At 63.2% G+C, this 12,234-nt stretch carries 13 protein-coding genes; 1 reads left to right on the top strand and 12 read right to left on the bottom strand.

The window, feature by feature from the left end; genetic code table 11:
- Nucleotides 1-46: 46 nt before the first annotated feature.
- The 5 genes from AC1DD5_RS05825 to AC1DD5_RS05805 all read right to left on the bottom strand — a co-directional run bounded on the left by AC1DD5_RS05825 (nt 47) and on the right by AC1DD5_RS05805 (nt 5,067).
- Nucleotides 47-1,504 (bottom strand): NAD(P)/FAD-dependent oxidoreductase, encoded by a 1,458-nt coding sequence (locus tag AC1DD5_RS05825; RefSeq protein WP_477520832.1) that lies wholly within the window; start codon nt 1,502-1,504, stop codon nt 47-49.
- Between the two features lie 38 nt (nt 1,505-1,542).
- A complete protein-coding gene (locus AC1DD5_RS05820) occupies nt 1,543-2,916 on the bottom strand; it encodes a S8 family serine peptidase (protein ID WP_477520831.1) in 1,374 nt (457 codons plus the stop codon).
- Nucleotides 2,913-3,869, bottom strand: a complete 957-nt coding sequence (locus tag AC1DD5_RS05815; RefSeq protein WP_477520830.1) for a Ppx/GppA phosphatase family protein — start codon at nt 3,867-3,869, stop codon at nt 2,913-2,915. Before AC1DD5_RS05815 ends, AC1DD5_RS05820 begins: the two co-directional genes overlap by 4 nt.
- Nucleotides 3,866-4,549 (bottom strand): DUF501 domain-containing protein, encoded by a 684-nt coding sequence (locus AC1DD5_RS05810; RefSeq protein ID WP_442002708.1) that lies wholly within the window; start codon nt 4,547-4,549, stop codon nt 3,866-3,868. The genes AC1DD5_RS05815 and AC1DD5_RS05810 overlap by 4 nt, the downstream gene beginning before the upstream one ends.
- Nucleotides 4,550-4,617: 68 nt before the next feature.
- Nucleotides 4,618-5,067, bottom strand: a complete 450-nt coding sequence (locus AC1DD5_RS05805) for an FtsB family cell division protein (RefSeq protein ID WP_477520829.1) — start codon at nt 5,065-5,067, stop codon at nt 4,618-4,620.
- On the opposite strand from AC1DD5_RS05805, the gene AC1DD5_RS05800 reads away from it, so the two are divergent.
- Nucleotides 5,066-5,452, top strand: a complete 387-nt coding sequence (locus AC1DD5_RS05800; protein ID WP_477520828.1) for a hypothetical protein — start codon at nt 5,066-5,068, stop codon at nt 5,450-5,452. The two genes, AC1DD5_RS05805 and AC1DD5_RS05800, sit on opposite strands and share 2 nt — an antisense overlap.
- Before the next feature lie 167 nt (nt 5,453-5,619).
- Here AC1DD5_RS05800 and eno read toward each other — a convergent pair whose 3' ends face one another.
- The 7 genes from eno to AC1DD5_RS05765 form a co-directional block, all read right to left on the bottom strand.
- Nucleotides 5,620-6,900 (bottom strand): phosphopyruvate hydratase, encoded by a 1,281-nt coding sequence (gene eno, locus AC1DD5_RS05795; RefSeq protein WP_477520827.1) that lies wholly within the window; start codon nt 6,898-6,900, stop codon nt 5,620-5,622.
- A 116-nt stretch (nt 6,901-7,016) separates the two neighbouring features.
- Nucleotides 7,017-7,715 (bottom strand): MazG nucleotide pyrophosphohydrolase domain-containing protein, encoded by a 699-nt coding sequence (locus tag AC1DD5_RS05790; RefSeq protein WP_477520826.1) that lies wholly within the window; start codon nt 7,713-7,715, stop codon nt 7,017-7,019.
- Entirely contained in the window at nt 7,693-8,835 is a 1,143-nt protein-coding gene (locus AC1DD5_RS05785) for an adenosine deaminase (RefSeq protein WP_442016721.1), read from the bottom strand. The genes AC1DD5_RS05790 and AC1DD5_RS05785 overlap by 23 nt, the downstream gene beginning before the upstream one ends.
- A gap of 76 nt (nt 8,836-8,911) precedes the next feature.
- Nucleotides 8,912-9,649, bottom strand: a complete 738-nt coding sequence (locus AC1DD5_RS05780; RefSeq protein WP_477520953.1) for a DedA family protein — start codon at nt 9,647-9,649, stop codon at nt 8,912-8,914.
- Between the two features lie 193 nt (nt 9,650-9,842).
- Complete coding sequence (locus tag AC1DD5_RS05775; RefSeq protein WP_442002634.1) at nt 9,843-10,511, bottom strand: DedA family protein; 669 nt, start codon at nt 10,509-10,511, stop codon at nt 9,843-9,845.
- Between the two features lie 11 nt (nt 10,512-10,522).
- Entirely contained in the window at nt 10,523-11,833 is a 1,311-nt protein-coding gene (locus AC1DD5_RS05770; RefSeq protein ID WP_442016720.1) for a thymidine phosphorylase, read from the bottom strand.
- Nucleotides 11,830-12,234, bottom strand: coding sequence for a cytidine deaminase (locus AC1DD5_RS05765; protein WP_477520825.1), 405 nt, complete (start codon nt 12,232-12,234; stop codon nt 11,830-11,832). The genes AC1DD5_RS05770 and AC1DD5_RS05765 overlap by 4 nt, the downstream gene beginning before the upstream one ends.

Here is a 12,234-nt window from a genome sequence, read left to right as displayed (position 1 = left end):
GACGACGGCCACACCCCTTAGGGGAGCAGCCGTCGTCGAACGTGTACTACTTGGCGTCAGCCGATACCGGAGTCTTGTCCTCGGCAGGCTTTTCCGTAACAGCAGGTGCGGGGGCAGGTGCAGCAGCCGGCTTGGGGGCCGGGGTGGCAGCTGCAACGAAAGCGCCACGCGGGTTGTCCAGGTCAATCAGCTGCGTGGTGTCGCGACCAGCGAAGAAGGCCAGGATCCAGCCGAAGATCACCCGGAACTTACGCTCAACCGTGGGCATCGCCATGCCGTGGTAGCCACGGTGTGCCAGCCAGGCGAGGCCGCCCTTGAGGCCGATGCGGCCCAGCAGGTTGATGTTGGCAACGCCCTTCCACTCGCCGAAGCCGGCCACAGCACCAAGGTTCTTGTGCTTGTAGTCGTGCAACGGCTTGTCCCAGCGGGAAGCCCAGAGGTTCTTGGCGAGCTTCTTCGCCTGGCGGAGCGCGTGCTGGGCGTTGGGGACGCAAGTACCGTCCGGCAGGCCCTTGCCCGTGAGGTCCGGAACAGCAGCGATATCGCCAGCTGCCCAAGCGTTCTCGACGATGCCTTCGTCACCGGCAATACGGAGGTCCGGGAGGACGCGGACGCGGCCGCGCGGTTCCAGCGGGAAGTCTGTGGAGCGGATCATCGGGTTGGCCTGCACGCCGGCAGCCCAGACCAAGGTGTCAGCTTCAACTTCACCTGCGGACGTCTTGTCCGGGAGGTTGATCAGCTTGAGGTTGCCCTCGGCGCTGTCCAGGGAGGTGTTGAGGAGGACCTCGATATCGCGGCTACGCAGGTGCTCTACAACCCACTCGGCCTGGGATGCGGTGACCTCGGGCATGATGCGGCCCATGGCCTCAACGAGGATGAAGCGGACTTCTTCCTGGCGGACACGCGGGTTGTTCTTGACCGCGGCGCGGGCGAGGTCTTCCATTTCGGTGAGGCATTCGATGCCGGCAAAACCGCCACCGACAACCACGAAGGTGAGTGCCTTGGCGCGCTCTGCGGGGTCCGTCATGATGGAAGCGGCTTCAATGCGCTCCAGCACCTTGTTGCGAAGCGCTACGGCTTCCTCGATGGTCTTCAGGCCGATGCCCTTGTCAGCGAGGCCCTTGATCGGGAAGGTGCGCGTGATGGCACCAGCTGCGATGACGACGTCGAAGTACGGAATCTCGAAGGGAGCTTCACCATTGGCAGGCGCCACAACCGCTGTGCGGTTTGCGTGGTCGATGCTGGTGACGCGGCCCTGGATGAGTTCGGTCTGCTTGAGGTGCTGACGGTGGGAGACGACGGCGTGGCGTGCCTCGATGTTGCCACCAGCGACCTCAGGGAGGAACGGCTGGTAAGTCATGTAGGGCAGTGGATCTACGACGGTGACGATGCCACCTGCATTCGCGATCTTCTTCTGCAATTTAAGGGCTACGTACAGGCCGACGTAGCCGCCGCCGACGACGAGAACCCGGGGACGGTCAATGAGCTCTGGGGTGGTTGCCATGAAACCAGAGTACAGCACTTTGTGAAAATCTTCACTAGCTACTTCCGGGTGGGTGGATCCACAGCTTCCAGCGTTCCCGTTTCGGCCTCTTCCCCTGTAGACGAAGGCCGCCGCGCTACCCTGCGCAGCTGAATGGATGCGCCCACAAGGATCACCGCGAAGATGCCGCCGAAGCCGAGTACGACGGCGGCCGGAAGCGCGTCGTCCACGTGCGCCGGAGTGGCGGCAACTGGAACAGTTGGATCTGCCAAGGTAGGTGGCGCGCTGGTAGGACTGGCCACGGGCGCCTGGGACGGGGTGCTGAAGTCGCCCCGCCGGTGGACACGAATCCAATCCGCGATCGAACCGAGCGGGTTGGTGCTTGTGGTCTCTACCTCATCCTTCAGAGCTGCCTCTGCGTTCAGCACACCGTAGCCGTAAAGCGGGTCCTTGCCAGGGGCGCCAGCGTCCTTGGCCGTGCTCACAATCCTGTTGATGACCTGCTTTGCACTCATCTCCGGCCACTTGGACCTGATGAGTGCGGCCACGCCGGAAACAATGGGCGCGGACCCGGAAGTTCCAGCCCATTCGGCGTATCCGCCTCCGGGCATCCCGCCAAGGAGGTTTTCTGCCGGTGCTGCAACGCCGATGCTGATCCCCTGCGAGGAGGAGTCGACGCTGGCCCGGCCATCGCCGTCGAGCCCTGCCACGGTGAGTACACCGGGAATGGTGGCGGGAGCTCCTACCTGCACGTTGCCACCCACCCGGTTCCCCGCGGCGGCGACGATCACCACATCCTTTTGCTCGGCATACAGGAATGCCGCATCCCAACTTTGCGGCCATACCGGTGAGGTACTGCCCAGGGAAATATTGATGACCTTTGCGCCATTGTCCACAGCCCACCGCACGGCATCGGGAATCTGTTCCTGGTCCGTCTTGCCTCCGGGGTTCGGTGAACCCAGCCAGGTGGACACGGCCAGGATCTCAGCTTCAGGCGCGACGCCGACAATTCCGTCCGGTCCCCCAGCGGGAGGAACGGTGGGCGAGGCTGAGGGCGAAGGGGAAGCTGTGGGCGTGGTGTGTCCGCGCCCGGCCAGCATGGTGGCCACGAGTGTCCCGTGCTCCGTTTTGGCGCCGATGCTCTTCTGTCCGTTGGGCGCGCCAGCTCCGGAAACGTCCGTTCCACCCACCACGACGCCCTTGAGGTCAGGGTGGTTCCCGTCAATGCCGCTATCGATGATGGCTACCTTGACGCCTGCTCCCTTGGAGACCTGCCAGGCATTCGTGATTCCCGATTCCTTGAGCCAGAACTCCTTGTCCCGCCAGGCGTCCGCCGTCGCTGCCGGGGCAGTTAACAGCGCACCGGCCAGTGCTCCCCCGGCCATCATCGTGGCCAGGGCAGCAGAAAGCAGGCGATGGTATCGCAGGGTCATGCGGAGTCCCGGATACTCAGGGCAATCCCATCCAGGATGTCGTGTTCGCTGGAAATTGCACCGCTGATAGCACCGTTGCCCACGGCGGCAAGCCTTCCCAGGATGCGCCGCCACACCAGGGCTCCAGCTCCGATGACGTCCACCCGGCCTGGATGCATGTAGGGAAGAACCGCCCGTTCGTCGCGGGTCATTTCCAGCAGGCTGGTGCACGCATCGCTGATGGTTTCAATGTCCAGGTAGGCACCGTGGATCCGGTCAGGCTGGTACTCGCTCAGGCCCAGGGCGTGCGCAGTGATGGTGGTGATGGAACCCGCAACGCCAACCACGGCTGTGGCACGGTCCAGCGGAACGGTCTGCGCGGCAAGGTCAAGTGCGGCGTCGACGTCGGCCTCTGCTGCTGCAATCTGCGCCGCTGTAGGCGGGTCGCTGCGAAGGTGGCGTTCCGTCAGCCGAACACAGCCAATGTCCACAGAACGCGCGGCAATCACGCCGCTGGCGTCGCCGAGGACGAATTCGGTGCTGCCGCCACCAAGGTCAACCACCAGCACCGCGTCATCGCCGGTAACGGGCAAAACGCTGCTTGCACCTGCGAAGGACAGCGCAGCTTCCTCATCACCCGAGATAACTTCAGGCTCCACGCCAAGAAGCTCCCGGATTCCATCAACGAAAACCTGGCGGTTCCGGGCGTCGCGGGTGGCCGAGGTGGCGGCAAAGCGCACGCGCGCGGCACCGTGTTCACGGATAAGTCCTGCATAGTCCGCTGTGGCTGAGAAGGTGCGTTCCAAGGCCTCGGGAGCAAGTTCTCCGGTAGCATCCACACCTTGTCCCAGCCGCACCACGCGCATTTCACGCACGACGTCGGTCAGCGGCCCGGGCGCCCCGTCCGCCGAGGCGTCGGCAATGAGGAGGCGGATGGAGTTGGTTCCGCAGTCAATGGCGGCGACGCGGCTCATGCGTCCTCCACCAATTCGCTGCCGGACTCGGCCTTGGGCTTTCGGACCGGTGCCGGGCGACCCACGATGTCAGGCAGACCTTGAGGACCGTGACGGCTCAGGTCCCTGGAAGGAGCCTCGCCTGCAGTGTCCCAGGCGCCATCGCAGTAGCAACGGTCCTTGGTCCACCACTCTGCGATTGCGTCCAACGCTTCATCACCCAGCGGGTTGACCCCGGGACCAGCGGCCAGGGAATGGCCAACCAGGACGTGCAAGCACTTAACGCGGGTGGGCATGCCACCAGCGGAGATTCCATCGATTTCCGGCACGGCCCCCGTGCCGGAACGCCCAGCGATCTCATTGCGTGCCTGCAGGTAGGACTCATGGGCGCCGTGATACGCATCCGCAAGTTCCTGATCCGCAGTAAGCCGATCATTCATCTCGTTCATCAACCCGCCCGCTTCGAGCCGTGACACGGCGGACGTGATGACCGGGTGGGTCAGGTAGAACGTGGTGGGAAACGGAGTTCCGTTGCTAAGCCGGGGCGCAGTGGCCGCGACGAGCGGATTCCCACATACACAGCGCGCGGGAATCTCCACCACGTCCCGCACCGGCCTGCCCAGCTGGCGGCTGAGGACATCGAGGTCGTGTGCTGATGGCTGGCGGGATTCCTGCGGCACGGCTGCCGTGTTCTCTTCCACTTGCGCTGCCAACCTTCCTGCCCTTTTGGCCATGTCCCGGAAGGACACGACGGCGGCGGGCACCGCGTCTAGTCTGTTGCCGATCGTCTGATTGACTCCCAGAGCGCATCCACCCAGGGCAGGTTTGCCGGGTTTGCGGATGATCCGGAGCCGGTGCGGCCCCCAGGGGTACCGGCGGCTTCTTCCCCGCCAAATACCCAGTAACCCGTTTCACCCGGCATAACCATGTTAATGCGGTCGCGGGCCTGCTGTTTCACGTAGTTGGGATCCTGCCACCGCGAAAGCTGCTTGTTCAGCTCCGTCTGCTCTGCCTGCTTGCTGGCGATCTCGGCCTCCAGGGCGGAGATTTCAGCCCGCTTCTCCAGGAAAATCCGGACTGTGGGCGCAAGCATGATGGTGATCGCAATCATGACGACAGCCAGTGCCAGCATCCTGCCCGAGAAGGCCTTCGCCGGTACGGGATCGAGGTCCTGGGCTTCACGGGTGCTGTTGCCGGAGGGTTTGCCCGAAGCTTTCATGGACGAAGCTTTCATGGACGCGGCGGGGCTGGTCTTGGTGGCCGGGCTCCTGGTGCTGGCTGCGCTCCTGCTGCTGGCTGAGCTCTTGGTGCTGCCCGCAGTCTTGGGACTGCCTGCGGTCCTGGTGCTGGCTGCCGTCTTGGCACTGCCGGAGGGCTTGGGAGCCGTGGGCTTCCTGGTGGCCGGTGCCGGCGTCGAAGATTCCGCAGAGCTGCGGGAGGCACCGAACTCAGCCGCAATGACCTCTCCGCCGGCCGAGGCTGCGCTGTTGGGCCTGCCTGCGCCGACAGAGTCTGCGCTGTTTGGCCTTCCTGCGCTGTTCGGCCTACCAAGGGCATCAGCCCTGGGAACCTTTGGACGACGGGTGGCCATGACACTCCTGTAATGCCCGGTGCTTGCCTGGCGGGTTGCTGCGCTTGCCCTGCGCGTAACGTACGTGTGCGGGACTTGCGTAGGTCCTGCTGTGCCCGCGGTTCCGCAGGCAAGCGTTAAACAGAACCGGTGGCTATGGTCTTTCCACCATAGCCACCGGTTAGCTGTTTTCGCGGAATGCTAGCCCTTGAAACGCGGGAACGCGCTGCGGCCGGCGTAGCGTGCGGCGTCGTCGAGTTCTTCTTCGATGCGCAGGAGCTGGTTGTACTTGGCGACGCGCTCGGAGCGGGCCGGGGCACCGGTCTTGATCTGGCCCGCGTTGGTAGCAACGGCGATGTCAGCAATGGTGGTGTCCTCGGTTTCGCCGGAGCGGTGCGAGGTGATGGTGGTGTAACCGGAACGCTGGGCCAGGGAAACGGCGTCCAGGGTTTCGGTCAGGGAACCGATCTGGTTGACCTTGACCAGGAGGGAGTTGGCCGTGGCGGCGCTGATTCCCTGCTGCAGGCGGACCGGGTTGGTGACGAAGAGGTCATCGCCAACCAGCTGGACCTTGTCACCGATGGCGTCGGTGAGGGTCTTCCAGCCTTCCCAGTCGTTCTCGTCCAGCGGGTCTTCAATGGAGACTAGCGGGTAGTCGGCAACGAGCTCGGCGTAGTAGGCGCTCATTTCCGAGGCGGTCAGTGCCTTGCCTTCGAACTGGTAAGCACCGTCCTTGTAGAACTCGGAGGAAGCAACGTCCAGGGCAAGGGCGATGTCCGTACCCGGGGTGTAGCCGGCGTTCTTGATGGCTTCCTGGATCAGGTCCAGTGCTGCGCGGTTGGACGGCAGGTTGGGGGCGAAGCCACCCTCGTCACCGAGGCCCGTGGAGAGGCCCTTTTCCTGGAGGACAGCCTTGAGGTTGTGGTAGACCTCAACGCCCCAGCGCAGGCCTTCGGAGAAGGTCTCGGCACCGATCGGGGCGATCATGAATTCCTGGATGTCAACATCGGAGTCGGCGTGCGAGCCACCGTTGAGGATGTTCATCAGCGGAACCGGCAGGACGTGTGCGTTCGGGCCACCGAGGTACTTGTACAGCGGCAGGTCCGAGGAAGCAGCAGCTGCGTTGGCAACGGCCAGGGAAACACCCAGGATGGCGTTGGCGCCGAGCTTGCTCTTGTTCGGGGTGCCGTCGAGGTCGATCATGGCCTGGTCGATGCTGCGCTGGTCCGTTGCGTCGAAACCAATGAGTGCCGGCGAGATCTCGTCGATGACCGCGTCAACGGCCTTCTGGACACCCTTGCCGAGGTAACGGCCTTTGTCGCCGTCGCGGAGTTCAACAGCTTCGTGCTCGCCGGTGGAGGCGCCGGAGGGAACTGCTGCGCGGCCGATCTGGCCGTCGGAAAGCAGGACCTCAACTTCTACGGTCGGGTTTCCGCGGGAATCAAGGATTTCGCGGGCGTGGATGGCATCGATAAGCGCCATGGATGTGCTCCTTATGGGCAAATTACAGGAATGTGGAGGGAAATTCTCAACGTCCTCGTCGCTACTAGCGTAGTCGAGAGTGGCTTAGGTTACGGAACGGGTTCAAACTCCTCACGTCATGAAGGCTGGGCCTTCCCGTTCTGAAACGATCGAACTGCTGCGCGGAGGGCACGCTCGGCGTCGAGCCCTTGCTCCCGGGCGCCGGCAACGACGGCGAGCAACAGCTCACCGAGCGCGTCTTCCGAGTCTGGAATTGCAGGAAGCCCGACGGCGGTTGCCTGCCTTTTGGCGTCGATCGTCAGACCCGCACGAGCAGCACGGTCCAGGGACTTTTGTGCCCCTGCCAAGGCAGGCAGGTGCGGTGGAATTCCCTCAAACGGATCGGCACGGCCCGGCTTCTCAGCACGCTTCACGGCATCCCACTTCAGGATGATTTCCTCGACCGTGGCCGGGAACGTTGCCTGCAGCGAACCGTCCGGCTTGAACACATGCGGATTGCGGCGGACCATTTTCTCGTTGATGCCGTGGGCCACGGCATCAAAGTCAAAGCTGCCGCGCTCCTCGGCAAGCCGGGCGTGAAGCACCACTTGAAGCAGTACGTCCCCCAGCTCGCCGCGAAGCTCCTCGTCCCTGACCGGCGAATCCCCGGCCTCGATCGAGTCCACAACCTCATAGGCTTCCTCGATCAGGTACTCCACCAGGGACTCATGCGTCAGCGCACCCATCCAAGGGCAGTGCTCCCGCAAAGAGGCGACAGTCCGGATCAGCTCCGTAATCCCGGTCCCGGACTCGTTAGCCGAGGTTGGCGTAGGCATCGTTGATGTACTCGACCAAAGCTTCACGCTCGTCCAGCGGCAGGAAGGCGGCCTCTGCGGCATTGAGCGTCAGTTCGAGCAAATCATCGAGGTCGTAGTCGAAGGTTTCCACCAGCAGCTCAAACTCGTCCGTCAGGGTGACACCGCTCATGAGCCTGTTGTCCGTGTTGATGGTGACGTTGAACCCGAGCTGGAAAAGCATGTCCAACGGGTGGCTCTCGATGCCTTCGCCGAAGCTGGAGATAGCGCCGGTCTGGAGGTTCGATGACGGGCAGATTTCCAGTGCAATTCCGCGGTCGCGAACCCAGGCGGCCACGCCGCCGAGTGTCACCATGCCGATGGTGTCCTCGCCGTCGTCGTCGGAGTTGTCTTCAAATTCCACCGTAATGTCCTCGGCAATACGCACTCCGTGTCCAAGCCGCAGAGCGCGTCCGTCCACGAGCGCCGACTGGATGCTGTCCAGGCCTGCGGCCTCACCGGCGTGGACCGTGGCCGGGAAGTTGTTCTCGGCAAGGTAGGTGAAGGCGTCTTTGAAGCGTGAGGGCAGGAAGCCGTCCTCGGCGCCTGCGATGTCGAAGCCCACAGCGCCGTTGGCGCGGTGTCGAACAGCGAGCTCCGCGATTTCCTGGCCGCGGTCGGCGTGGCGCATCGCAGTGATGAGTTGCCCTACCTGGATCTGCTGGCCGCGTTCTTCCGCCGCGTCCACGCCGGCTTCGAGGCCATCCTGGACCGCTTCCACTACTTCATCCAGTGTCAGGCCCTTCTGCAGGTGCTGCTCAGGGGCCCAGCGGACTTCACCGTAAACGACCCCGTCCTCGGCAAGGTCTTCCACGAATTCCTTGGCGACCCGGAACAGGCCTTCCTTGGTCTGCATCACAGCAACCGTGTGGTCGAACGTTTCCAGGTAGCGCACCAGCGAACCGGAATCGGCGGATTCGCGGAACCATTCGCCCAGGGCAACCGGATCAGTGGAGGGCAGCGTGTGGCCGACGGCCTGCGCCAGTTCGATGATGGTTGCAGGCCGCAGTCCTCCGTCCAAATGGTCGTGGAGGGAAACCTTGGGAAGGCTCTTCAAATCGAAGTCGAGGGCAGGGGCAGCGTCAACAATGGGCTCAGTCACGTACTAAGAGTAATCCCCACCGCCGCCATGGACTCGTTTCAGGCCCCCTCTGTGGTCGCCTGCGGAAGGCAGGAGCCTAGCCAGCGGGCTTGGAGAGGTCGACGCCGGCAACGGCCTTTTGGGTCAACTCCTGGGGGTCCGGCGTTGGCGCCTTCGCTGTTGTAGGGGCAGCTGCGGCCTGATCCTTCTTAGCCTGATCCTTCTTAGCCTGATCCTTCTTAGCCAGATCCTTCTTCTCCAGGTGCTTGTGCCACCAGCGAAGGACGTGGTCCACAACAATGCCCAGGATCACCGCGAACGCCACGGCAATGCCCACGCCGAGCAGGGGGTTGTTGTGCACCCACTGGCCGGCGAGAAGGCCGATGCCGATGGAGTAGCAAACCCAGGTGACGCAGGCGAAGGCATCCAAGAAGAAGAATGTCCTGTGGCGGAAACCCGTCTGGCCGGCAACGTAGTTAACAGCCACACGTCCCCAGGGAATGTAGCGGGCAGTAAAGATCAGGACTGCCCCACGTTTGTCGAGCTCATACTGAGCCCACGCGAACATCTTCTGGACCTTGGGGCGGCGCATCCACTTCCAGCGTGTCAATCCGATCTTGCGGCCCAGCATGTACGCCATATTGTCACCGGCCATTGCACCAACCAAGGCCGTGGCTCCCAGAATCCAAAGGTTCGGCTGACCGTTGTGAAGGGACAGCGCCGAGAGCCCCACAATGGCTGTTTCACTGGGAAGAATGGTGGCAAATCCGTCAATGAAGAAAAAGACGAGGAGTACCGGGTAAATCCAAGGCTGCCCGGCTGCATGCTCGAGCATTTGGTTCAAAAACTCCACGCGGCGGTAGCTCCTAGGCGAATATGACTTGACACTGTGACAGAAGTCGCTCTTAGTGTCCCACGGCCGGGACGTCGTTCGCTACGCCCCAGCCTCGGGATCACCCACTTAACGCTACGCGTGGAGTACTCGTTCCGTCGTCAACCGCCGGGCTGATCTCCCGGCGTCGTTCGTGTCATACCGTGGGTGGAGGCGGCGCTTCTTCCTCAGCAATACTCGTGGCGTCTTCGACGTTGCTGCGGTCCAGCGGCGCCGATCCCCTGACCTTGCTGATGATGCGGTCAATGATGATGCCCAGAATCACAGCCACCACAATGGCAATCACTGCGCCCAACAGGTGGTTGTGCTCGAACCAGACCCCAAAGAAGTACCCCAGGACCACCGAATAGCTTGCCCACAGGATGGCGGACATCGCAGTCAGCGCTACAAAGCGGCGGTGATGGAAGTGCGTGGCACCGGCTGTGAGGTTTACTGCCACCCGGCCGATGGGAATGAAGCGCGCCACCATGATGAGTGAGGCCGACCGCCGTCGGAGTTCCTTACCGGCCCAGCGGAAGGCTCCTTGCATGCGCTGCGTACGCATCCAACGCCAACGCTGGACCCCGATACGGTGCCCTATCAGGTAGGCAATGTTGTCGCCTGAGAAGGCGCCGATTGCTGCCATGACCCCGAGCAGCCACACGTTGGGTGAGCCTGCGCCGCCGGAGACAGCACTCAAGCCGACCACCACGGATTCGCTGGGAATGGGTGGGAAGAAACCGTCGATCAGGCAGCAGGCCAACACAAGGAACAACACCCACGGCTGCTCGGCCGCGGCCAGGATGAAATCGTTGATGGCCTGCACGGGATCTAAGCCTAGGCGATCCTGTCGATGATCAGCTGATGGGCCGGTCGTGAGCCCTCAGGTGCAATCACCACGGCGTCCTGCAACGCTTCCTTGGCCCGCTCAAACTTCTCAGGAGTATCGGTCAGGAGCGTCATCAATGGTTCGCCGGCCCTGACCAGCGCGCCCGGTTTGGCATGAAGCCGCACCCCGGCACCGGCCTGGACTTTGTCCTCCTTGCGGGCGCGGCCAGCTCCGAGGCGCCACGCGGCAACGCCGACGGACAGGGCATCCAGTTCAACCAGGACGCCATCAGCGGGGGCGTAGACAACCTCGGATTCCCTGGCCACCGGCAAGGCGGCGCGCGGATCGCCGCCCTGCGCTTCGATCATCCGGTTCCAGACGTCCATGGCGCGCCCATCCTTGAGGGCAGCGGCGGGGTCGGCATCATGAATGCCGGCACCGGCCAGCATCTCCTCGGCCAAGCGGACAGTCAGTTCGACGACGTCTTCCGGACCACCGCCCGCCAGGACGTCCACAGACTCCTCCACCTCGATCGCATTACCGGCTGTCAGGCCCAGGGGCGTGGACATATCTGTCATCAAAGCCACTGTGTGAACGCCCGCGTCCTTGCCCAAGGCCACCATGGTCTCCGCCAACTCACGAGCCCGCGCCTCATCCTTCATGAAGGCGCCGGAACCCACCTTTACGTCCAGTACCAACGAGCCGGTGCCTTCTGCGATCTTCTTACTCATGATCGAGGAAGCAATCAACGGGATCGCTTCAACCGTTCCCGTGACGTCACGCAATGCATAGAGCTTCTTGTCAGCCGGTGCCAGACCGGATCCGGCAGCGCAAATGACCGCTCCGACGTCCTGGAGCTGGGCCATGATTTCCTCATTACTCAGGTTCGCACGCCATCCGGGGATTGCTTCGAGCTTGTCCAAAGTGCCGCCGGTGTGGCCGAGCCCGCGGCCGGACAGCTGCGGCACGGCCACGCCAAAGACCGCCACCAGCGGGGCCAACGGGAGGGTGATCTTATCCCCCACCCCGCCGGTGGAGTGTTTGTCGCTGGTAGGCTTCCGGCCGCCGTCGGGCGTTGTCAGCGAGGAAAAGTCCATCCGCTCCCCGGAGGCGATCATCGCCGAAGTCCAGCGTGAGATTTCCTCGCGGTTCATGCCGTTGAGCAGGATCGCCATGTTCAGCGCCGCCATCTGCTCCTCGGCGATCACACCCCGCGTATAGGCGTCAATGGTCCAATCGATCTGTTCCGGAGTGAGCGTGCCTTTGTCGCGTTTGATGGAGATGATCTGAACGGCGTCGAAAGCTTCAGGGCTTCTCACGTGGTTTCCTCCAGGTTTTCGGGACCAAAGGCGTCAGGCAGCACTTGGTCCATGGATTTGATTCCCTGCGTTGTCATGAGCTGCATTCCGGGCGCCCGGAACTCGTAGAGCAGCTGACGGCAGCGCCCGCACGGCATGAGGACGTTTCCCAGGCTATCGACGCAGTAGAAAGCCGCGATCCGGCCCCCACCGGTCATGTGGAGCTGCCCCACCAAGGCGCATTCAGCGCAGAGGGTCAGGCCATAGCTGGCGTTCTCCACGTTGCAGCCGCTAACGATCCTGCCGTCCTCGGTGAGGGCCGCAGCCCCCACCGGGAACTTGGAATACGGGGCGTAGGCCCGTTCCATGGCCTTTACTGCAGCTTGTTCCAGTGCATGCCAATCGACGTCAAGCGTTGGCAT

The organism is Paenarthrobacter sp. 10L420, from assembly GCF_056395385.1.
This window is presented reverse-complemented; position numbering and strand designations above follow the sequence as displayed.

Excerpts from the sequence above, each read along its gene's own strand:
- AC1DD5_RS05825 (WP_477520832.1), bottom strand. The coding sequence starts at position 1,504 with ATGGCAACCACCCCAGAGCTCATTGACCGTCCCCGGGTTCTCGTCGTC.
- AC1DD5_RS05820 (WP_477520831.1), bottom strand. The coding sequence starts at position 2,916 with ATGACCCTGCGATACCATCGCCTGCTTTCTGCTGCCCTGGCCACGATG.
- AC1DD5_RS05815 (WP_477520830.1), bottom strand. The coding sequence starts at position 3,869 with ATGAGCCGCGTCGCCGCCATTGACTGCGGAACCAACTCCATCCGCCTC.
- AC1DD5_RS05800 (WP_477520828.1), top strand. The coding sequence starts at position 5,066 with ATGGACGAAGCTTTCATGGACGCGGCGGGGCTGGTCTTGGTGGCCGGG.
- AC1DD5_RS05805 (WP_477520829.1), bottom strand. The coding sequence starts at position 5,067 with ATGAAAGCTTCGGGCAAACCCTCCGGCAACAGCACCCGTGAAGCCCAG.
- eno (WP_477520827.1), bottom strand. The coding sequence starts at position 6,900 with ATGGCGCTTATCGATGCCATCCACGCCCGCGAAATCCTTGATTCCCGC.
- AC1DD5_RS05790 (WP_477520826.1), bottom strand. The coding sequence starts at position 7,715 with ATGCCTACGCCAACCTCGGCTAACGAGTCCGGGACCGGGATTACGGAG.
- AC1DD5_RS05780 (WP_477520953.1), bottom strand. The coding sequence starts at position 9,649 with ATGCTCGAGCATGCAGCCGGGCAGCCTTGGATTTACCCGGTACTCCTC.
- AC1DD5_RS05765 (WP_477520825.1), bottom strand. The coding sequence starts at position 12,234 with ATGCCAACGCTTGACGTCGATTGGCATGCACTGGAACAAGCTGCAGTA.